Annotated in this window: 19 protein-coding genes and 1 pseudogene; 10 read left to right on the top strand and 10 right to left on the bottom strand. The window is 65.4% G+C overall.

Annotated features, from left to right (window positions below):
- Positions 1-174: 174 nt before the first annotated feature.
- On the bottom strand, positions 175-2691 hold the full coding sequence (locus XF30_RS37210; RefSeq protein WP_109145472.1) for a glycogen/starch/alpha-glucan phosphorylase: 2517 nt from the start codon (positions 2689-2691) through the stop codon (positions 175-177).
- A 203-nt stretch (positions 2692-2894) separates the two neighbouring features.
- Here XF30_RS37210 and XF30_RS37205 point away from each other — a divergent pair, with 203 nt between their 5' ends.
- A complete protein-coding gene (locus tag XF30_RS37205; protein WP_057027807.1) occupies positions 2895-3128 on the top strand; it encodes a hypothetical protein in 234 nt (77 codons plus the stop codon).
- A gap of 23 nt (positions 3129-3151) precedes the next feature.
- Here the strand turns inward: XF30_RS37205 and XF30_RS37200 are convergent, their stop codons facing one another.
- A complete protein-coding gene (locus XF30_RS37200; protein ID WP_036026460.1) occupies positions 3152-4015 on the bottom strand; it encodes a LysR family transcriptional regulator in 864 nt (287 codons plus the stop codon).
- A gap of 109 nt (positions 4016-4124) precedes the next feature.
- Here XF30_RS37200 and XF30_RS37195 point away from each other — a divergent pair, with 109 nt between their 5' ends.
- Positions 4125-5036, top strand: coding sequence for a DMT family transporter (locus XF30_RS37195; RefSeq protein ID WP_109145471.1), 912 nt, complete (start codon positions 4125-4127; stop codon positions 5034-5036).
- 115 nt (positions 5037-5151) lie between these two features.
- On the opposite strand, the gene XF30_RS37190 is transcribed toward XF30_RS37195, so the two are convergent.
- The 6 genes from XF30_RS37190 to XF30_RS37165 form a co-directional block, all read right to left on the bottom strand.
- Positions 5152-5922, bottom strand: coding sequence for a TIGR02186 family protein (locus tag XF30_RS37190; RefSeq protein WP_036014162.1), 771 nt, complete (start codon positions 5920-5922; stop codon positions 5152-5154).
- Positions 5919-6836 (bottom strand): sulfite exporter TauE/SafE family protein, encoded by a 918-nt coding sequence (locus XF30_RS37185; protein ID WP_074448058.1) that lies wholly within the window; start codon positions 6834-6836, stop codon positions 5919-5921. The genes XF30_RS37190 and XF30_RS37185 overlap by 4 nt, the downstream gene beginning before the upstream one ends.
- A gap of 196 nt (positions 6837-7032) precedes the next feature.
- Positions 7033-7968: a transporter substrate-binding domain-containing protein gene (locus XF30_RS37180; protein ID WP_036014158.1), complete on the bottom strand. Its 936-nt coding sequence runs from the start codon at positions 7966-7968 to the stop codon at positions 7033-7035.
- An 89-nt stretch (positions 7969-8057) separates the two neighbouring features.
- Positions 8058-8648 (bottom strand): SCO family protein, encoded by a 591-nt coding sequence (locus XF30_RS37175; RefSeq protein WP_036014156.1) that lies wholly within the window; start codon positions 8646-8648, stop codon positions 8058-8060.
- A gap of 24 nt (positions 8649-8672) precedes the next feature.
- On the bottom strand, positions 8673-8867 hold the full coding sequence (locus XF30_RS37170; protein WP_036014155.1) for a hypothetical protein: 195 nt from the start codon (positions 8865-8867) through the stop codon (positions 8673-8675).
- 145 nt (positions 8868-9012) lie between these two features.
- On the bottom strand, positions 9013-9534 hold the full coding sequence (locus XF30_RS37165) for a Clp protease/crotonase-like domain-containing protein (RefSeq protein WP_036014153.1): 522 nt from the start codon (positions 9532-9534) through the stop codon (positions 9013-9015).
- Between the two features lie 281 nt (positions 9535-9815).
- On the opposite strand from XF30_RS37165, the gene XF30_RS37160 reads away from it, so the two are divergent.
- The 7 genes from XF30_RS37160 to XF30_RS37130 all read left to right on the top strand — a co-directional run bounded on the left by XF30_RS37160 (position 9816) and on the right by XF30_RS37130 (position 17605).
- Entirely contained in the window at positions 9816-11474 is a 1659-nt protein-coding gene (locus tag XF30_RS37160) for an FAD-binding dehydrogenase (protein WP_036026461.1), read from the top strand.
- Between the two features lie 3 nt (positions 11475-11477).
- On the top strand, positions 11478-12395 hold the full coding sequence (locus tag XF30_RS37155; protein WP_109145470.1) for a CE1 family esterase: 918 nt from the start codon (positions 11478-11480) through the stop codon (positions 12393-12395).
- A gap of 128 nt (positions 12396-12523) precedes the next feature.
- On the top strand, positions 12524-12874 hold the full coding sequence (locus XF30_RS37150; RefSeq protein ID WP_025032572.1) for a RidA family protein: 351 nt from the start codon (positions 12524-12526) through the stop codon (positions 12872-12874).
- Positions 12875-12987: 113 nt separating this feature from the next.
- Positions 12988-13353 (top strand): nuclear transport factor 2 family protein, encoded by a 366-nt coding sequence (locus tag XF30_RS37145; protein ID WP_036026464.1) that lies wholly within the window; start codon positions 12988-12990, stop codon positions 13351-13353.
- Positions 13354-13603: 250 nt separating this feature from the next.
- Complete coding sequence (locus XF30_RS37140; protein ID WP_109145469.1) at positions 13604-16189, top strand: ligase-associated DNA damage response DEXH box helicase; 2586 nt, start codon at positions 13604-13606, stop codon at positions 16187-16189.
- A gap of 42 nt (positions 16190-16231) precedes the next feature.
- The gene (gene pdeM / locus XF30_RS37135; RefSeq protein WP_050995974.1) at positions 16232-16903 is read left to right on the top strand and encodes a ligase-associated DNA damage response endonuclease PdeM; all 672 of its coding nucleotides are present in this window, start codon (positions 16232-16234) and stop codon (positions 16901-16903) included.
- A 270-nt stretch (positions 16904-17173) separates the two neighbouring features.
- Positions 17174-17605: a hypothetical protein gene (locus XF30_RS37130; protein WP_109145468.1), complete on the top strand. Its 432-nt coding sequence runs from the start codon at positions 17174-17176 to the stop codon at positions 17603-17605.
- Positions 17606-17666: 61 nt separating this feature from the next.
- Here the strand turns inward: XF30_RS37130 and XF30_RS37125 are convergent.
- Together XF30_RS37125 and pyrE are read right to left on the bottom strand one after the other, a co-directional pair.
- A pseudogene (locus tag XF30_RS37125) lies at positions 17667-18469 on the bottom strand (DUF2865 domain-containing protein).
- Positions 18470-18686: 217 nt separating this feature from the next.
- Positions 18687-19250, bottom strand: coding sequence for an orotate phosphoribosyltransferase (gene pyrE / locus XF30_RS37120; protein ID WP_036014130.1), 564 nt, complete (start codon positions 19248-19250; stop codon positions 18687-18689).
- Positions 19251-19422: 172 nt separating this feature from the next.
- On the opposite strand from pyrE, the gene XF30_RS37115 reads away from it, so the two are divergent.
- Entirely contained in the window at positions 19423-20049 is a 627-nt protein-coding gene (locus tag XF30_RS37115) for a glutathione S-transferase family protein (protein WP_057027514.1), read from the top strand.
- Positions 20050-20135: the final 86 nt, after the last annotated feature.

Genomic DNA, 20135 nt, shown 5'->3' with positions numbered 1-20135 from the left:
CAGACTGTCTCCGCGGAAAGATTCTGGATTGCTTCGCTGCGCTCGCAATGACGGCGGTTGAGGTTGCGGCGTCGTGTCACAACGCCGCTTAGGGGATGATGACGATCATATCATCATCCCTCGCGAAGGATGCAATAACCTCGCAGGTAACGCCGCTTCCACGCCGCGGAAAAATCAGCCCGCGGCGTCGCGCAAATTCGGCAGCAGCGGCGTGGTGGGATTGACCGGCACGTTCCAGATCTCCTCGGCATATTCGCGGATGGTGCGGTCCGAGGAGAACCAGGCCATGCGCGCGACATTGAGGATCGAGGCGCGGGTCCAGGCCGGCGCCACCTGCCAGCGCGCATCGACCGCGCGCTGCGCCTCGTAGTAGGAATCGAAATCGGCGCTCACCATGTAATGGTCGAGGTAACGCAGCGCGTGCGCGATGGATTCGAAACGGCCGGGGTCGCCGGGCGAGAACTCGCCGGCGCCGATCGCGTTGATGGCACGCTGCAGCTTCGGCGACCGGCGGATCACGTCGGAAGCATCCAGCCCCTGCTTGCGCCGGATCATCACGTCGCCGGCTTCCATGCCGAAGATCGCGATATTCTCCGCGCCGACATGGTCGCGGATCTCGATATTGGCGCCGTCGAGCGTGCCGATGGTGATGGCCCCGTTCAGCGCCAGCTTCATGTTGCCGGTGCCGGAGGCTTCCATGCCCGCGGTGGAGATCTGCTCGGACAGATCGGCGGCGGGAATGATCACCTCGGCGAGGCTGACATTGTAGTCGGGCAGGAACACGACCTTGAGCTTGCCGCCAATCGCGGGATCGTTGTTGACGATTTCGGCGACGTCGTTGATCAGCTTGATGATCAGCTTGGCGTAGCGATAGCTCGCCGCCGCCTTGCCGGCGAAGATCTTCACCCGCGGCACCCAATTGCCGTTGGGCTCGTCCTTGATCGCCTGGTACAGCGCGACCGTTTCGATGACGTTGAGCAATTGGCGCTTGTACTCGTGGATGCGCTTGATCTGCACGTCGAACAATGCGCCCGGGTCGACCCTGATGCCGAGCCGTTCGCCGATCAGGCGGGCGAGCTGGGCCTTGTTGTGGTGCTTGACGCTGCGGAACTTCTTCTGGAACTCGACGTCGCTGGCGCGCGCCTCGATCAGCGAGAGCTGGGTCGGATCGTCGAGCACGGCATCGCCGCAGCTCTCGCGCAACAAATCGGTCAGCTTCGGGTTCGCCAGCATCAGCCAGCGTCGGAAGGTGATGCCGTTGGTCTTGTTGGTGATCCGTCCGGGATAGAGATGGTTGAGGTCGTGGAACACGGTCTCGCGCATCAGGTCCGAATGCATCGCCGAGACCCCGTTGATGCGGTGCGAGCCGACGAAGGCGAGTTGGCCCATGCGCACGCGGCGGCCGCTCTTCTCGTCGATCAGCGACACTGAGGCGCGGAAGTCGATGTCGCCCGGGCAGCGCGCTTCGGCGAGCGCCAGATGCTGCACGTTGATGCGGTAGATGATCTCCAGATGCCGCGGCAGCAGCCGCTCGAACAGCTCGACCGGCCAGGTCTCCAGCGCCTCCGGCAGCAGCGTGTGGTTGGTGTAGGAGAGGGTGGCGACCGTGATCTTCCAGGCCTCGTCCCAGCGGAAATTGTGGAGGTCGACGAGGATCCGCATCAGCTCGGTGACGGCAAGGCTCGGATGGGTGTCGTTGAGCTGCACCGCGACCTTGCCGGCGAGGTTGCGCAGCTGGCCGTCGGAGGCGAGATGCCGCTTCACCAGGTCCTGGAGTGAGGCGGAGACGAAGAAATATTCCTGGCGCAGCCGCAGCTCGCGGCCCGCCGGGCTCTCGTCGTTCGGATAGAGGAACTTGCAGATCGCCTCCGCGCGCGCCTGCTCGGCGCTGGCGCTGACGTAATCGCCTTTGTTGAAGGCATCTAACTTGAGCGGATCGGGCGAGCGCGCCGACCACAGCCGCAGCGCGTTGACGTGGTGGCCGCGCCAGCCGACGATTGGCGTGTCATAGGCGATTGCCTGCACGGTTTCAGCAGGATGCCAGATCGAGCGGTCGCGGCCCTTGTCGTCGACATGCTCGACGCCGCCGCCGAAATTGACGTCGTAGATCACCTCGGGTCGCTGCAATTCCCAGGGGTTGCCGAAGCTCAGCCATTCGTCAGGATATTCCTGCTGCCAGCCCTGATTGATGATCTGACGGAACAGGCCGTAATCGTAGCGGATGCCGTAGCCGATCGCGGGGATCGACAGCGTCGCCATGCTCTCCATGAAGCAGGCGGCGAGCCGGCCGAGGCCGCCATTGCCGAGCGCCGCATCCGGCTCGCATTTGCGCAGCTCCGGCAGCGAGACGCCGAGATCGCCGAGCGCGACCTCGAAGATCTTGAGCAGGCCCATGTTGTTGAGCGCGTCGGTGAAGAGCCGGCCGATCAGGAATTCGAGCGAGAGATAGTAAACCCGCTTGCGGCCGGCGTCGTAGCTGTGCTTCTCGGCCGTGAGCCAGCGATGCACGATGCGGTCGCGCAGCGCGAGCGCCGCGGCCTGGTACCAATCGTGCCTGGTCGCCATGCCAGCGTCCTTGCCGATGGCAAGGCGCAGCTTCGCCAGGATTGCGCCCTTGATCTCGGCCAGCGCGAGTTCGTCGATGGGCTGCCCGGGGGCCGGATAACTGGGCTGGAACGATGAATCCTGCAAAGCCGTTACTTCCTAGGTCGAAACAACTCTTAACTCTACGCGTCCTGCCCTTGCACCGGAACTGTCGCCCGCGAGGTCGTGCACTGCGCTGGCGCAAATTTATGCAAGGAATGGGCCGAATTGGGAACCCGGAGGAGCACGGAGAAACCCAGATTCGGTGCTAGATTACGAAAGATTCAGCCATCAGTGTGGAGAAGCGGACCGTGAGACTGCTGATCGAAATCGCCACTGCGGCCCTGCTCGTCGTCTGCATCAGCGCCACCAGTGCGGCGTTTGCCGCCGGCACGACCGGTCGCAGCGCCGATGGCCTCAGCTGCGGCTTCACAGCGCCGCAGAAGGCGTCGCCCGCAGCCCGCTGCGCTGCGATCAAGCGCCAATGCGGCGGCAAGTTTTACGCAAGCGCGTGCGGCGACAAGCTGATATCCGCAGCGAATTGAGAGCCGTAGGAGCTTTGGCGAGCTCAAGCCGCCTTGCTCTGCACCGCATCGCAAAACTCCGCGAGACGGTCCGCAAGCCGCAGCGTCGCCGGGCTCGCATCCGGCGAAGCCATCAGTGCAACCTCGGTCTTGTTGATCGGCGCAAAGCCGTCCTTCGCCGTCAGCACGCGGTGGTCGGTCTGGATCGCCATCTCCGACAGGATGCTGAGGCCCATGCCGGCGGCGACCGCGGCCTGAATGCCGGCGAGGCTCGATGAGGTGTAGGCGGTGTGCCAAGCGCGGCCGGCCGTTTCCAGCGCGTGGATGGCGCCGGCGCGGTAGATGCAGCCGAGCGGAAAGCCGATCAGCGGCACCGACGGCACGTTGACGTCGACCGGGTGGCTCTTGCTGGTGACCCAGTGCACCCGCTCCGGCCACACCGCGATCGCGTCCTTCGCGCCAGCCTCGCGCTTGTAGAGCGCAAGGTCGAGCTCGCCGCGTTGGAGATCGCGGGCGAGATGCTTGCTCTGGTCGGCGCGCACGTCCAGCCGCAATCCCGGATGCGAGCGCGAGAACGCGCCCAGCAGTTTTGCCAGCCGGTACGCGGCAAAGTCCTCGGGGATGCCGAGCCGGATCGCGCCATCGCTATCAGGCTGGCGCAGCACGTCGCGCGCCTCCTCGGCCAGCGAGAGCAATCGCCGCGCATAGGACAGCAGCCGCTCGCCGGCCTCGGTCGGGCGCACGTCCTTGCCGTCGCGGTGCAGCAGCACCTGACCGACATCCTCCTCCAGCCGCTTGATCTGCTGACTCACGGTCGATTGCGTGCGGTGGACGCGCTCGCCGGCGCGGGTGAAGCCGCCGGCCTCGACCACCGAGACGAAGCTGCGCAGCAGCTCAAGATCGAGCACGGCCGCCTCCATTAAGAAATCCACTGGGCGCGAGTTAATCATTTAATTTCCAAATGGCAAGCGGCCTCCCTAGATCGAGGGCAGAAAAGAACATCCGAGAATGCCCCTCATGTCGCTCGCGAACTCGCTTCCCGCCCCCCGCAGCCGCTTCAACACATTGCCGCTCGCGATCGGCCTGTTCTGCCTGCTCTGGAGCTACGCCTTCATCGCCGGCAAGATCGGCGTCACCCATTGCCCGCCGCTGATCCTGCTCGCCGCGCGCTTCTCGCTCGCGGGTATCTTGATCCTGGGCGCCACGTTGATCCGCGGCGAAGCCTGGTCGTTGTCGTGGCGCGATGCCGCGATCTTCGCGGTGCTCGGCATCGCCAACAATGCGCTCTATCTCGGCCTCGGCTACACCGGCCTGCAATCGGTCTCCGCCGGCCTCGGCGGCCTGATCGTGTCAGCCAATCCGGTGTTCACCGCGGGCCTTGCCGCGCTGCTGCTCGGCGAAGGCATGACCTGGCGCAAGGCGAGCGGCCTCTTGCTCGGCATCATCGGCGTGACCGCAATCGTCTGGCACCGCCTGTCGGTCGGCACCGATTCGCTGCACGGCATCGTCTTCACGCTGGCCTCGCTCGCTTCGATCGTGGCCGGCACCATCCTGTTCAAGCTGCTGGCGCCGAAGGGATCCCTGTGGATCGGCAATGGCGTGCAGAACCTCGCGGCCGGCATCGTACTGACACCGGTCGCGCTCACCTTCGCCGATGTCGACGCGATCGACTATACGCCGAGCCTGATCGGCGCCTTCGCCTTTCTCGTGCTCGGCGGCTCGATCATCGCTTCTTGGCTCTGGTTTCGTCTCTTGAAGACGTGTGGCGCCACCGCCGCCAGCGCCTATCATTTCCTGATGCCGCCGCTCGGCATGCTGTTCGCATTCCTCGTGCTCGGCGAGCACATCGAGGCGCGCGACCTGCTTGGCATCATTCCGGTCGCGCTCGGCATCTATCTGGTGACGCGGCCGGCGAAGGCGGTGGTGTAGGTGGAGGCCCCGCTGTTCACTATCGTCATTGCGAGGAGCTCTTGCGACGAAGCAATCCAGACTGCCGCAGCGGAGGCAGTCTGGATTGCTTCGCTGCGCTCGCAATGACGGGGGGCTAGTCCTTCCTGAACACGATCGAGGCCATCCACCCCGTCATCAGCGCCATCGCAACGGTGGCGAGGCCGTAGATCAGGCCGTTCTGGCGGGCGGTGGTGGCGACGAACTGCTCGAAGCCGACCTTGACGATCTCGAACGCAGTCTCGGTCTTGCCGATGAACGCGCCGTTGGCGAACAACTTGATCTCGATCTCATAGGTGCCGATCGGCACCTCCGCGGGCAGCGGAATGCCGGTGCGGAACAGCGTCGGCGTCAGGAACGTGACCGCGCTTCCGTCTTCGCGGTAGAGCCCGCGCTGGGTGCGCAGGCGAATGAAGGCCGAGCGGAACGCATCGTTGGGCACCACGTCGGCAAAGTCGCCGCTGACCCGCTGCGTCAGCAGCACGTTGTTGAGCCCGATCTGCTGCCGCCGCGCGATCTCGGGCGAGGTGATGGCGTCGAGCGGGCGGTTGGCGAACAGCGCGAGATAGCTCGGCACCTGCAGGAATTGGCGGTAGTCGGTGTTGATCCAGATGCCGAAGGTGCGCTCCTTCCGCCGCGTCACCATGTCGGCGCGCGGGCCCATCACGGTGACGACGAGGTCGTAGGCCGTGCGGTCCGCGGGCGTCGTCGTATCCTTCTCGACCGAGCCGAACAGCACCAGCTCCTCGCCGGAATAGTTCGGCGTCACCGTGACCCGGTGATTCGAGACCGACACAATCAGCCGCTCGGCCCGCGCAGCGCCGCCGAGCAGCAGGACGAGGACGATGGCGAGAAGCATGCGCCTCATCGGCTCACTCCGAGCTCACGGATGGTGAAGAGATCGGAGGGCTGGATCACCAGCTCGATCGCGAAGCGGATTCCGACCGAGAGGATGAGCAAGCCCAGCAGCAGCCGCAGCTGCTCGCCGCGGATCTTCTGGCCGGCACGGGCGCCGAACTGCGCGCCGGTGACGCCGCCGACCATCAGGATCAGCGCCAGCACGGCATCGACGAGGTGATTGGTCGCCGCGTGCAGCATGGTCGCGAACAGCATGGTGACGACGGTGAGAACCATCGAGGTCCCGATCACCGTCGAGGTCGGCACCCTCAAGAGATAGATCATGATCGGCACCAGGATGAAGCCGCCGCCTATGCCCATGATGGCGCCGATGAAACCGATCACGATGCCGACGATCACCACGGGGATGACCGAGAGATAGATCTTCGAGCGCTTGAACCGCATCTTCAGCGGCAGGCCGTGGATCCAGTTGTGGGTGCGGCGCGGCGGCAGCGCCCCGCGCCGGGTCCGCATCAAGGCGCGCAATCCTTCCGAGAACATCAGGCTGCCGACCGTGGTGAGCAGCACGACGTAGGAGAGCGCGATCATCAGGTCGAGCTGGCCGAGCGCCCGCAGCTGGGTGAAGGTCCAGACGCCGAGCGTCGTGCCGGTCACGCCGCCGCATAACAACACGCTCGCCAGCGCCGGATCGATCGCGCGCCGCCGCCAATAGGAGAGGGCGCCGGAAAAGGAGGAGGCCGCGATGTGGCTCGCCACGGAGGCCACCGCGACCGCCGGCGTGATGCCGATGAAGATCAAAAGCGGCGTCATCAAGAAGCCGCCGCCGATGCCGAACATGCCGGAGACGAAGCCGACCGCCGCGCCCATGGCGAGCACCAGGAAGACGTTGACCGGAAGATCGGCGATCGGGAGGTAAAGCTGCATTGAACCTGCGCACCGGCGAGACGGATCGACGAACGCGGAATGCTCGCGGAGAGGACGGAACGATTGCCGCGTCCTTCAATAGCGGAATTCGCGGGCGGGCGGGACCGGGAATTTCAGGCGTGGTGAATGGGTATGACGCGCGCGTGATGATCTCTGCGATCGTCCGCACTCCCGCTGCAGGCGGAGAGGCGAAAGGTCAGAACGGACTGACCGAGAAATACCGTAGCCAGAGATCGGTGTAGCGGCCTTTTTCCCAGATCCGGAACATCGCCCAGTTCAGGGCCTGGCGCAGCACGTCGTTGCCCTTGCGCACGGCGATGCCGATGCCCTCGCCGAAGAAACGGCTCTCGACGAACGGACCGCCGGAGAAGGCGCAGCAATCGGCCGAATCCGTGCCGTTGATCCAGAACGCCAGCGAGATGGCGTCGCCGAAGATGAAGTCGACCTCGCCCCTGCGCAGAGCTGCGCGCATCGCATCGTCATTGGGGTAGGCGTGCAGCTCGGCGTCGGTGAACATCGCCTTGAGATACGCCTCGTGCGCCGAGCCGGCGATGGCGCCGACCTTCTTGCCCTCGAGATATTCGGGGCGGATCTCCGGCATCACCGCATCCTTGCGCGAGACGAAGCGCGCCGGCACGCGGTAATAGGGATCGGTGAAGTCGACGCGGGCGCGCAGCTGCGGGCTCACCGCCATGGAGGCGATGATGGCATCGCCCCGGTTGGAGGTGAGCGCATCGACCAGCGTCTCGAAACGCCGCATCTGCACCGTGCAGGTGACCTTGATCTCCTCGCACAGGGCGCGGGCGAAATCGACGTTGAAGCCGGCCGGATTGCCGTCCGCACCGGTGTAGTTGAACGGCGGATAGTCGGTCTCGGTCAGGAAGCGGATCACGGTCAGGCGGGACAGGTCCGGCCGTTCGGGGCGCCGGCGCGGGTCCCAGAACCCGGGCACCGCCTGCGGGGCGGCCTGGGGCGCCGCCTGAGGGGTGGTCTGTGGCGCAGCCGGAGGCCGCTTGGCGGGAGCTTGCGCGTTCGCCTCGGTGAGGCCGCCGAGCAGGCAAAGGCCAGCAGCCAGCCCTGCCAGCAAGCCACGGACAGATTTGAGCGATTTCGCCTGTTGCGATGGAGCCATCGGCCGAAGGAATGAATTTCGTCGGGATCGGAGGGCCTTATAGACCATCCCGCCGGGAACGCGAGCGCCGATTGTGGCCAGCGTGAAGCTCAGAGATACCGCTTCAAATCAACCGCTGCCTCTTCCGGCGTCCGCTTCAAATTGAACGGCGAGACGAACCTGCCCTCGCGGTCCATCAGGTAGATCAGCGCGGTGTGGTCCATCGTGTAATCGCCGTCCTTGGTCGGGACCTTTTTGGCATAGACCCGGTAGGAGGAGATCACCTTGGCGGTCTCGGCGGGGTCGCCGGACAGGCCCTGGAGGTGCGGATCGAAGCTCGACAGGTAATCCTTCATCGTCGCCGGCGTGTCGCGCTCGGGATCGACCGAAATGAAGATGGCATTGACCTTGTCGGCGTCCTTGCCCAGCGCGCGCAGCACTTCCGAGATCTCGAACAGCGAGGTCGGGCAGACGTCGGGGCAATGGGTGTAGCCGAAGAAGATCAGGGTCGGCTTGCCCTTCAGGCTCTTGTCGGTGACGGCCTTGCCGTTCTGGTCGGTCAGCTGGAACGGGCCGCCGATCGCGGCCGGCTGTGCCACCTTGCCGACCCCGCCCATCGCCCAGAACATGATCAGGAGGCCGACGACGAGGCTTGTAGCGAAGGCGGTCGCGATCACCAGCGGACGGGTGGCGGAGCTCATGGGCGGAAAACTTCCTGTCGCAGGTCAGAAGCAGGCGGCAAAGCCGGTCCTGATCATTTCGAAGAACACCTGGCTGCCATAGTGGAACCAGAGCGCCAGCGCGCCGATCACGGCGAGACCGCCGATTGCAGCGCCCGCCCACAGCAGCACGGATGGCATCCGCCCGGCAGTGGGCGAATTGTCCGATAGCCGATGTGCCGGGTGCAGCGGTTGAGCCATGACAACGATCGGGACGAAGGCCCCGGTTCCCTGGCTTTCAGATAGGCTTTGCGCCGGCTGCCGGCAAGGCGCCGCCAGCAGGCAAGGCTCCGCCAGCTGGCAAGACGCCGCGGCGGCGCCAAAGGACGCCGCCAGCCTGTGGATGTCAGTGGAGGAGCTGGCCCCGGGCGGATTCGAGCGGCTCCGCTTGCGGGAGCGACCGGCGCGACGGCCTGGTCGTCGAGGCCTGCGCGTCCAGGTAGCACGGCTTGTACATGGCCTGGAGCTGCTTGCCCCTCAGGAAGAGCATCCGCGGGGTGAGGCCGCCCCGCTGGCCGATCCAGCGCCTGATCTGCGAGGGATACATCGCGTACAGCATCTGGGTCGCTTCGGGATTGGTGATGGCGCGGCCGTTGGCGCCGAAATCCCAGGCGGCGTGGAAGCCCAGCGTCGCATGCGAGGTCACGCAGATGCGGTCGTGCGGGATAGCACCGAGGACGATGGTGCAGGCCGAGGCACAGAGGCCATCGATGATGACCGTCTCGCCCGATTGCCTGAGGTCCTGGTACTTGTCGACGTAGGTTCCGATCCGGCCGCCGCGGTCGTCCGCGATCCGAACCACCGCGTGAGAAGCCCCCATGCCTGCGATCAAGAGAACCGCCGCAAGCAACCCCGTCAGAAAATTCATTTTCCCCCGCCCCAGTCGAATTCGAATCTGTGTGTCAGGTGATGATGCACGGCTAGCGTCGGTCGTAACCGAGGCTTTGTCTAGGCAGGCCTGCTGGCTCAAAACAAATTAAATCCAGTGTTGCGTCCGCGCTGCACCCGGCCGGTCTCCATCCCAAAGTGGAACAAGTTAACGAGGTCTTGCGCGCCATACCCTTGATCTCAGTTGCAACCGCTGGCTTCAATCCGGGCAACTACAGGGGGGAACCCTTGAGGAGGAGAAGAACTTGGAGGGGGAAGCGCATGGTTGAAGAAACGGATGTCATCGTCGTCGGTGCGGGACTGTCGGGCCTCGTTGCCGCCACTGAGATCGCTGATGCGGGCAAGCGCGTGATCGTTATCGACCAGGAAGGCGAGCAGTCGCTGGGGGGCCAGGCGTTCTGGTCGTTCGGCGGATTGTTCCTGGTCGATTCGCCGGAGCAGCGCCGGCTCGGCATCAAGGACTCCTACGAGCTTGCCATGCAGGACTGGCTCGGCACCGCCGGCTTCGACCGCGACGAGGATTTCTGGCCGCGCCAATGGGCCGAAGCCTATGTGGCCTTCGCGGCCGGCGAGAAGCGCGGCTGGCTGCGCGCGATGGGCCATCGCTTCTTTCCCGTGGTCGGCTGGGCCGAGCGCGGCGGATATGATGCGATGGGCCACGGCAATTCGGTGCCGCGCTTCCACGTCACCTGGGGCACCGGCCCGGGCATCGTCGAGCCGTTCGAGCGCCGCGCGCGCGAGGCGATGAAGACCGGCCGATTGATCTTCCGATTTCGCCATCGCGTCGATGCGCTCTCGGTCACCAATGGCACGGTGGATGGCGTCAGCGGCGTCGTTCTTGCGCCTGATGATGCAGAGCGCGGTAAGAGCTCCTCGCGCAACGTGGTTGGTGACTTCGCGTTGAAGGCGCAGGCCGTGATCGTCGCCTCCGGCGGCATCGGCGGCAACCACGAGCTGGTGCGGCAGAACTGGCCGGAGCGGCTCGGTGAGCCCCCGAAGTTCATGATCTCCGGCGTGCCCGAGCATGTCGACGGGCGCATGATAGGCATCACGGAAAAGACCGGCGCACGGCTGATCAACCGCGACCGCATGTGGCACTACGTCGAGGGCATCCAGAACTGGAACCCGATCTGGCCGCGCCACGGCATCCGCATCCTGCCGGGTCCTTCCTCGATGTGGTTCGACGCCACAGGCACGCGGCTGCCGGCGCCGCTATTCCCGGGCTCGGACACGCTCGGCCAGCTCAAATACATCATGTCGACCGGCTATGACTATTCCTGGTTCATCCTGACCCAGAGCATCATCAAGAAAGAGTTTGCGCTGTCGGGCTCGGAGCAGAACCCGGACCTGACCGGCAAGAGCTGGCGCATGACGCTTCGCCGCGCCACCAACAAGGGCGCGCCGGCGCCGGTGGAGGCGTTCAAGAGCCATGGTGTCGACTTCATTGTCCGCGACAAGCTCGATGAGCTCGTTGCGGCCATGAACAAGCTCGCCGGCAGCGATCTCCTCAAGCTCGAGCACATCAGGATGCAGATCGAGGCGCGTGACCGCGAGATCGCCAATCCCTACGTCAAGGATGCGCAGGTCATGAACATCCACAATGCGCGCCGCTATATCGGCGACAAGTTGATCCGCACCGCTTCCCCGCACCGCATCCTCGATCCCGCGCATGGACCGCTGATCGCGGTGAAGCTCAACATCCTCACCCGCAAGACGCTGGGCGGCTTCGAGACCGATCTCGACTCCCGCGTGTTCGGGGAGGAGGGCCGCGTCATTCCCGGCCTTTACGCCGTCGGCGAGGCCGCCGGCTTCGGTGGCGGCGGCGTGCATGGCTATCGCTCGCTGGAAGGCACCTTTCTGGGCGGCTGCCTGTTCTCGGGCCGCAATGCTGGCCGTGCCGCCGCCAAGGCAGTGGGCTAGACCATGCGGCGGCGGATGCGCATCGCCACGCTGATCGCTGCTTTGACGGCAGCTTCGGCTGCGTCCGCCGATACGGTCGATGTCAACGGTGTGAAGCGCTCCTACACCGCGCAACTGCCAGCCAAGCGGCCCGCACCGCTCGTAATCGTGCTGCATGGCAAGACCCAGCGCGGCGCCGACATGGTCACACGGACGGCCTGGCCGCAGGTCGCCAAGCGCGAGGGCCTCGCCGTGGTGTTTCCGGACGGGCTCAACAACGCATGGGCGGACGCGCGCACCAAGGCGGGGCCGGCCCTGCGCGGACCACCGGTCGGCACCGATGACGTCGCCTTCATCGCAAGGCTGGTCGAGAAGCTGGTGGCCGACGGCACGGCCGATGCGAAGCGCGTCTACGTCGCCGGCGTTTCCAATGGCGGTGCCATGGCGATGACCATGGCCTGCGCGCGGGCCGATCTGTTTGCGGCGGCTGCGAGTGTGATCATGAACCTCAACGATGAAGCCGCCGTCACCTGTCATCCGTCGCGGCCGCTGCCGATGCTGCTCATGAACGGGACCGAAGATCCGCTGGTCCCTTATGAGGGCGGGCGCGGATCGAGCTATTTTGCCGCAGAGGGATTCTGGTCGACGGACGAGACGCTGGCGTTCTGGCGCAGGCTCAATGGCTGCGAGACCGACGACGCCGGGATCACCGACATGCCCGACGCGACGCCGGCGGACCAGTCCACGGTGACGCGGATCAGCTCGCGCTGTCCGGCTGGGCACGACGTCGTGCTCTATCGCATCAACCACGGCGGCCACCGCATGCCAGGCTTTGCTCCGGATGCCCGATTCCCGAAGGTCGCCAGGAACCTGCTCGGACCGCAGAACGGCGACATCGACGGCGCCGAAACGATCTGGACGTTCTTCAGCCGGTTTCCGTGAACGGCGTTGCTGCCCCACGCATGCGTGCCGGGCAACGCATGCGTGGCAGGCAACGCACGCGTGCCAAGGGGTGGCACAGTGCAAACCGCTGGGCTAGACAGGGCCGCCATTCCAGCCAGGAGATCCAGATGAGCATTCAGCGTTTTGAAACCGGCCCGCGCATGAGCCAGGTCGTCGTGCACGGCAACACCGTCTATCTCGCCGGTGTCGTCGCCAACAAGGCGGCCGGCGAAAGCGTGACGAAGCAGACCCAGGACATCCTGGCGACCATCGACGGTCACCTCGCCAAGGCCGGCACCGACAAGTCGAAGCTGCTCTCGGCCACGATCTACATCACCGACATGAAGACCTTCGCAGAGATGAACGCTGTGTGGGACGCCTGGGTCTCGCCCGGCAATACGCCTGCGCGCGCCACCGTCGAAGCCAAGCTGGCCGCCCCGCAATACACCGTCGAGATCATGGTGACGGCGGCGAAGTAATTTTTGCGAAAACCTCACGCGCGTTGATGACCTCCGAGGTAATCGATCAACGCGCGTGAACCTTCGATAGTCACGGTCAGCCGGACAACACGGCGCCATCGAAGGAGAGAACCATGACCGACCCCGTCACCATCGCCCGTCGCTACATCGAGCTCTGGAACGAGCGCACCGCCGGCCGCCGCCGCGAGCTGCTGAGCGAAAGCTGGACGACGGATGCGAGCTACGTCGACCCCGTGATGAAGGGCGACGGCCAGGACGGCATCGAGGCGCTGATCGCAGGTGTGCAGCAGCGCTTTCCCGATTTCACATTCAAGCTGATCGGCGAGCCCAACGGCTACGGCGATCACATCCGCTTCTCGTGGGGACTTGGCCCTGACGGCGCCGACAGCCCGATCAAGGGCACCGATTTCGCCGTGCTGAAGGACGGCCGGATCAGAAGCGTGACCGGATTTCTCGATCAGGTCCCGGCCGGGGCGTGAGAGCGCTGGCCCTCGTCGCGCAGGCGAGGAGAGGACCGAAATTTGGACCTCACAAGCGGTCGTCATGCCCGGGCTTGTCCCGGGCATCCACGTTCTTCGTGCCGCGGGTAAGACGTGGATGGCCGGGACAAGCCCGGCCATGACGATGTCGAGTCTATCGTGCCTCAAATGGACAGCGCGTGTGCGATCGCCCTGTCGCAGGCCATAGCCCCCCTCGACGAAGCCATCCCTACGGCTTACCTGTCATGCCGTGCCGCCCCGTATCCTCCAAACATCGACCGAGCCGGCCGCCCTGCTGCCGGATCGCTTTCGGGCCTGGTTCGCAGCCCGCGGCTGGTCGCCGCGCGCGCATCAATTGGCGCTGCTGGAGAAGGCGCGCGAGGACCGGTCCGCTCTCCTGATTGCGCCGACCGGCGCCGGCAAGACGCTGGCCGGATTTCTGCCGACGCTGGTCGAGCTGTCGACGCAGCCGCTGACACGCGACGCGGGTGCGAAGAAGAACCTCGTCTCCACCGGCCGCAGCGTGCAGCGCAGCGGCGGCCTGCACACCCTCTACATCTCGCCGCTCAAGGCGCTCGCCGTCGACATCGCGCGCAATCTCGAGCGTCCGATCGCCGAGATGGACTTGCCCATCAAGGTCGAGACCCGCACCGGCGATACGCCGGTGTCGCGCCGTCAGCGGCAGCGGCGCTATCCGCCCGACGTGTTGCTGACGACGCCCGAGCAGCTCGCGCTGCTGCTCTCCTCCGACGACGCACCGTTCCTGTTTTCCTCTCTCAAGCGCATCGTGCTCGACGAGCTGCACGCGCTGGTCACGTCCAAGCGGGGCGATCTGCTCTCCCTCGGGCTGGCGCGATTGTGGCGCCTCGCGCCGCAGATGCGCGCGATCGGCTTGTCCGCGACCGTAGCCGAGCCAGAGCAGCTCGCGCGCTTCCTGGTGCCGCAGCCCGACGGCAAGGAGCGGGCAGCCGACATCGTCGTCGCCGGCGGCGCCGCGCCGCCCGTGGTCGAGATGCTCGATACGCGCGAGCGGCTGCCCTGGGCCGGTCACAGCGCGCGTCACGCGCTCCCTGAAATCTACGAGCTGATCAAGGCCAACAAGACCACGCTGGTCTTCGTCAACACCCGCAGCCAGGCCGAGATGCTGTTCCAGAATCTCTGGAGCATGAACGACGATGGCCTTGCCATCGCGCTGCATCACGGCTCGCTCGACGTCGCCCAGCGCCGCAAGGTCGAAGACGCCATGTCGGCGGGCCGGCTGCGCGGCGTGGTCTGCACCTCCTCGCTCGACCTCGGCGTCGACTGGGGTGACGTCGATCTCGTCGTCAATATCGGCGCGCCAAAAGGCTCCTCGCGTCTGATGCAGCGCATCGGCCGCGCCAATCACCGCCTCGACGAGGCTTCCCGCGCGGTGCTGGTGCCCGCCAACCGTTTTGAAGTGCTGGAGTGCCGCGTCGCCATCGACGCCATCGCCGAGAATGCGCAGGATACGCCGCCCTTGCGCACTGGCGCGCTCGACGTGCTGGCTCAGCATGTTCTGGGCTGTGCCTGTGGCGAGCCGTTCTTCAGCGACGAGCTCTATGGCGAGGTTCGCACCGCCGCGCCCTACGCAAGCCTGTCGCGGCAGGATTTCGACGACGTCGTCGATTTCGTCGCCTCCGGCGGCTATGCGCTGAAGACCTATGAGCGCTTTGCTCGCATCAAGCAGGACAAGGAGGGACGCTGGCGCGTCGCCAATCCCAAGGTGCGGCAGAGCTACCGCATGAATGTCGGCACCATCGTCGAGGACGACATGCTGAAGGTGCGGCTGGTGCGTTCGCGCGGCAGCGGTGCAGGATCCACAGGCGTGATCGCACGCGGCGGCCGACTGCTCGGCGAGATCGAGGAAGCCTTCATCGAGGGCCTCTCCCCCGGCGACACATTCGTGTTCTCGGGCGAGGTGGTGCGCTACGAGACCCTGGTCGAGGACCAGGTCTATGTCTCGCGCGCGCATGACAAGGACCCGAAGGTGCCGTCCTACATGGGCGGCAAGTTTCCGCTTTCGACCTATCTCGCCGAGCGCGTGCGCCGCCTGCTCGATGATGGCCGCGCCTGGGGCGGCTTGCCGGAGCAGGTGCGCGACTGGCTGTCGCTGCAGAAGGATGTCAGCAGAGTGCCGGCGGTCCGCGAGCTGCTGGTCGAGAGCTTTCCGCGGGCCAACAAGCATTATCTCGTTTGCTACCCCTTCGAGGGCCGTCTCGCGCATCAGACCTTGGGCATGCTGCTGACGCGCCGGCTGGAGCGCGCTCGCGCGCGTCCGCTCGGCTTCGTCGCCAATGAATATGCCGTGGCGATCTGGGGGCTCGGTGATCTCTCCTTCATGATCCGCGATGGGCGGATCGACCTCAACGCGCTGTTCGATCCTGACATGCTCGGCGATGATCTCGAAGCCTGGCTCGCCGAATCCGCGCTGATGAAGCGAACCTTCCGCAACTGCGCCATCATCTCCGGCCTGATCGCGCGCCGCCACACCGGGGAGGAGAAGAGCCGCCGTCAGGTGCTGTTCTCGACCGATCTCGTCTACGACGTGTTGCGCAAGCACCAGGCCGATCACGTCCTGCTCCGCGCTGCGCGCGCCGATGCCGCCACCGGCCTGCTCGATTTGCGCCGGCTCGGCGACATGCTGATGCGCATCCACGGCCGCATCACGCACCGGGAACTCGACCGCGTCTCCCCGCTCGCCGTGCCCGTGATGCTGGAAATCGGCCGCGAGTCAGTTTATGGCGAAGCTGCAGACGAGCTTTTGGCGGAAGCCGCCGACGAGCTCGTCAAAGAGGCGATGGATAGAAGCGGGTAAGACGTGACGGCAGGCGCGCTGATTTCGGGAGATGTCGAGGACATGCGCGTTTCCAGAGTCACGATCAGCGATGTGACCTTTGCGGCCGATCTCTCCGGCGCGCTGTTCTGGGACGAGCAGCGCCTGCTCGTCGTCTCCGACCTGCATCTCGAGAAAGGCTCGAGCTTCGCCACGCGCGGCGTCCTGCTGCCGCCTTACGATACCATTGCGACGCTCGGCCGGCTCGCTGCTGTCATCTCCCGCCATGATCCGCGAGTGGTCATCGCGCTCGGCGACAGTTTTCACGACCGCAGCGCGCATGAGCGCCTGTCCGCCGAGGACCGCGACGCCTTGGCCGCACTCCAGACCGGCCGCGACTGGATCTGGATTTCCGGCAATCACGACCCCATGCTGCCGCGCGATCTCGGCGGCACCATCGCGGACGAAGTCGCGATCGGCCCGATCACCTTCCGCCACGAGCCGACCGGCGCCCACGGCGAGATCGCCGGTCATCTGCATCCGAAGGCGCGTGTCTCGGCGCGTGGCCGCTCGATGGAGCGCCGCTGCTTCGCCAGCGACGGGATGCGGGCGGTGATGCCGGCATTCGGTGCTTACGCGGGGGGCCTCAGCGTCCGCGATCCAGCCTTCGCAAAGATCTTTCCGGCGAATGGCTTTGTCGCCCATCTCCTCGGCGACCGCCGCGTCCACGCCATTGCGGCCTCGCGCTGCCATTGAGGCGCCGGCTGCATTAGGACAGCACTACGACCGGTATTTTTCCGGAATCGCGCAAAGCCCGCTGTCGGTATTAACGTCCGCGCTTGCCGGGGCTGGATTTCATCCCGAACAAGATTGCAACCGGCAAAGGGGTCGCCTCGGGCGGCCCCTTTCGATTCCACGCGCGCCCAGAACAAATTAAGAACACTTTAGCAAGTCTTTGATATATCATTGTGATTCGGCGCCTCGCCGATACAATATCTAGCGTCTGTCCGACTTTGCGAGGACTACATGTCCACCATTGCCTTCGACCAGTTTGCCCTCACCCGGATCGCCGATTTCGCGCGCTCGCTGTCACGGCTGCATCAGGCCGCGCGGCGCCAGAGGGTCGATGACGACCAGTTCGACCGCGAGTTCAACGCGGTTTGCCAGTCGATCTGGGGCTACACCATCGACGACGTCAGCGACGATCTGTTCTCGCCCGAGGACCATCTGTTTCTCGACACGCTGGACGAAGCGCATGCGCGCATCTTCGCGGCCGAGCAGGGCTATGACCTCGTCGGCGATCAGGGCATGCTGACCGATTGGTGGGGCTTCTGCTGGATGATCCTGGCCGAGAAGCGCGGCCTCCTGACGCCGGAGAACCGCGCCTCCGCGCGCGCCGCGATCGAGGAGAAATATCTGGCGGCGCCGAATGTGATCGGCGTGATCATCGGGAGGTAGTGCCGCAAATTCCGTCATTGCTTCGCTACGCTCGCAATGACGGTGTGGTTACAGGTGAGGCTTAATCCAACCCCGCCCGCTTCGCCGGCTTCGCGGCGGTCTTCGGCACTGTCACGTCCGGCAGCGGCTCGCGCACGAACTCGTTTGACGCTGGCGCATCTGCCGACACCGTCTCGGCGCGCACCGGCGCCACCTTCATCTCGCCGAGCCGCGCTCGAACCTGCGCGGTGAGGCCGGGATAGGAGGCAACCGGGGTGAAATCCGCAGCCTGGTCGTTGCCGACGCGGACGCCGGTATAGGCGACGAGGCCGTCGCTGGTGGCGATCACGTCGCCGGCCTTCAGGGAGGAATCCAGCGCAAGGTCGACCGGGGCAAGACCGACGGGTTCACGGCCGTTGCAGGTGCAGTCGGCGCGCAGCGCCTTGCGATAGGCGAACGCGTTCTCGCTGTCGGCGTAGCGCTCGCCAGTCTGGGAGTAGGCCCCGTCGATCGACGAGCCGAAATAGACCTTGGTCGCGCTGGCAGGACAGAACGCCTGACACATCTGCGCGGGTGAGACGAGACCGCGCATCAGCGGAAAGTATTTCCCGTCGCAACTGCGTACGCAGAAGGCCGGTCCCGAGCCACCGGCCGCGGCCGAGCGGGTCGGCGGCACATATTGCGGCGTGGCGCCATTCTGCTGGCTGCTGAAGGGATCGACGTGGGAGTTCGCCGGCGGCACCTCGCGCTGCGGCCGCTGCTGCATTCCGCCGAAGAGGAAATCGAACAGGCCTTCGGCCGCAACCGAGGTCGGCGCCGCCAGCAGCGGCGCTGCCAGCATGGCGGCCACAAGCGAAGCGCGACGCCGCCGCGCGCATGGGACATGACTGTACGCAACGCTTACTCCACCCGACGCTACTGAATCGGCTGGGACCGAGCGATCTCAGCACACGATTCACCATAAAGCGGGATGGTAAATGAGCAGTTGAGCGTAGGCGGTTTCAAGACGAGGCGGTGGCCTCTTTAAGGCCGGGCGCAGCTTTGGACGGGTGGTTGCTACCGGGACACATTGAGGCATGACGGCGGAGAAATTTCCGCCACTTCACCCCTTCAAGAATTCCGACGCCTTGTACAGCGAGCGGAACGGCAGGCCAGCCGCACCGAACGTGTCGGTGGCGCCTTCCTCGCGATCGACCATGGTCAGCACCAGCACGACATTGGCCCCGGCCTCGCGCACCGATTCCACCGCCTTCATCGCCGAGCCGCCCGTGGTGGTGACGTCCTCGACGATCACGACGCGCTTGCCCGCCAGCGTCTCGCCCTTGGGCAGGCCCTCGATCGCGAGCTTCGCGCCGTGCTCCTTCGGCTTCTTGCGCACGAAGAAGGCCGCGATCGGATGACCCTTGATCCAGGAGATCTGCGCCAGCGCGCCGGCGAGCGGCACCGCGCCCATCTCTAGCCCGCCGATGAAATCCAGCTGGTCGTCCTTGAGCGCCTCGTAAGTCAGCTCGGCGAGCAGCGTTGCGCCCTCGGGGTCGAGCATGGTCGGCTTGAGGTTGAAGTAGAAATCGCTCTTGCGGCCCGACGCGAGCGTCACCTCGCCGCGGCCGAATGAGCGCCGGCGGATGATCTCGAACAGGCGGGCGCGGGAGGCGGATTTCGACACGGCGGTCCCTCGAACAGCGTTTTTGGTGGGGGCGGAATTTATCCGCGACCGACGCGACATTCCAGAGGGGGCGTCTCCCGTCAACAGGGATCGGCCATCCCGGCCCAAAGGTTGTGAGGGTGCAACCTTCTGGAGTAGGTGAGGGGGCACGCCTCTTGGGGAAGGACACGGAATGACCATCGAGCTCTATACCTGGAACACGCCGAACGGCCGCAAGATCTCGGTCGCGCTGGAGGAGATGGGGCTGCCCTATAAGGTGATCCCGGTGAACATCACCAAGGGCGAGCAGATGGCGCCCGAGTTCCTCAAGCTCTCGCCGAACAACAAGATCCCCGCGATCGTCGACCCCGAGGGGCCTGAGGGCAAGCCAGTCAGCATCTTCGAATCCGGCGCGATCCTGCTCTATCTCGGCGAAAAGACCGGCAAATTCCTGCCGAAATCGCTTATCCAGCGCATCCCGGTCTACGAATGGCTGATGTGGCAGATGGGCGGCTTCGGCCCGATGCCCGGCCAGGTACACCATTTCATCGCACTCGAGAACGAGCAGGACCGGGCCTACGGCCTGAAGCGCTTCATGGCCGAGACGCGCCGGCTCTACGGCGTGCTCGACCGCCGCCTCGAGGGGCGCGACTTCGTCGCCGGCGAGCTCTCGGTTGCCGATTTTGCCATCCTGGGCTGGGCCTGGCGCCATCCTCGCCACAAGGTTGATCTGGCCGACTTCCCCAACGTCAAGCGCTGGTACGAGGCCCTGATGGCGCGCCCGGCCGTGAAGCGGGGGATGGAGGCGAAGCTGGATTAAGCTCTCTTCTCCCTCTCCCCGTTCTTACGGGGAGAGGGTTGGGGTGAGGGGCCTCTCTCCCCATGCGAGATGGTCGAGAGACCTGT

Source organism: Bradyrhizobium sp. SUTN9-2, from assembly GCF_003122645.1.
GTDB classification, from domain to species: Bacteria; Pseudomonadota; Alphaproteobacteria; order Rhizobiales; family Xanthobacteraceae; genus Bradyrhizobium; species Bradyrhizobium yuanmingense.
This window is presented reverse-complemented; position numbering and strand designations above follow the sequence as displayed.

Coding starts and splice junctions, on each gene's coding strand:
- XF30_RS37195 (WP_109145471.1), top strand. CDS start 4,125: ATGTCGCTCGCGAACTCGCTTCCCGCCCCCCGCAGCCGCTTCAACACA.
- XF30_RS37190 (WP_036014162.1), bottom strand. CDS start 5,922: ATGAGGCGCATGCTTCTCGCCATCGTCCTCGTCCTGCTGCTCGGCGGC.
- XF30_RS37185 (WP_074448058.1), bottom strand. CDS start 6,836: ATGCAGCTTTACCTCCCGATCGCCGATCTTCCGGTCAACGTCTTCCTG.
- XF30_RS37180 (WP_036014158.1), bottom strand. CDS start 7,968: ATGGCTCCATCGCAACAGGCGAAATCGCTCAAATCTGTCCGTGGCTTG.
- XF30_RS37175 (WP_036014156.1), bottom strand. CDS start 8,648: ATGAGCTCCGCCACCCGTCCGCTGGTGATCGCGACCGCCTTCGCTACA.
- XF30_RS37170 (WP_036014155.1), bottom strand. CDS start 8,867: ATGGCTCAACCGCTGCACCCGGCACATCGGCTATCGGACAATTCGCCC.
- XF30_RS37165 (WP_036014153.1), bottom strand. CDS start 9,534: ATGAATTTTCTGACGGGGTTGCTTGCGGCGGTTCTCTTGATCGCAGGC.
- XF30_RS37160 (WP_036026461.1), top strand. CDS start 9,816: ATGGTTGAAGAAACGGATGTCATCGTCGTCGGTGCGGGACTGTCGGGC.
- XF30_RS37155 (WP_109145470.1), top strand. CDS start 11,478: ATGCGGCGGCGGATGCGCATCGCCACGCTGATCGCTGCTTTGACGGCA.
- XF30_RS37150 (WP_025032572.1), top strand. CDS start 12,524: ATGAGCATTCAGCGTTTTGAAACCGGCCCGCGCATGAGCCAGGTCGTC.
- XF30_RS37145 (WP_036026464.1), top strand. CDS start 12,988: ATGACCGACCCCGTCACCATCGCCCGTCGCTACATCGAGCTCTGGAAC.
- pdeM (WP_050995974.1), top strand. CDS start 16,232: ATGCGCGTTTCCAGAGTCACGATCAGCGATGTGACCTTTGCGGCCGAT.
- XF30_RS37130 (WP_109145468.1), top strand. CDS start 17,174: ATGTCCACCATTGCCTTCGACCAGTTTGCCCTCACCCGGATCGCCGAT.
- XF30_RS37115 (WP_057027514.1), top strand. CDS start 19,423: ATGACCATCGAGCTCTATACCTGGAACACGCCGAACGGCCGCAAGATC.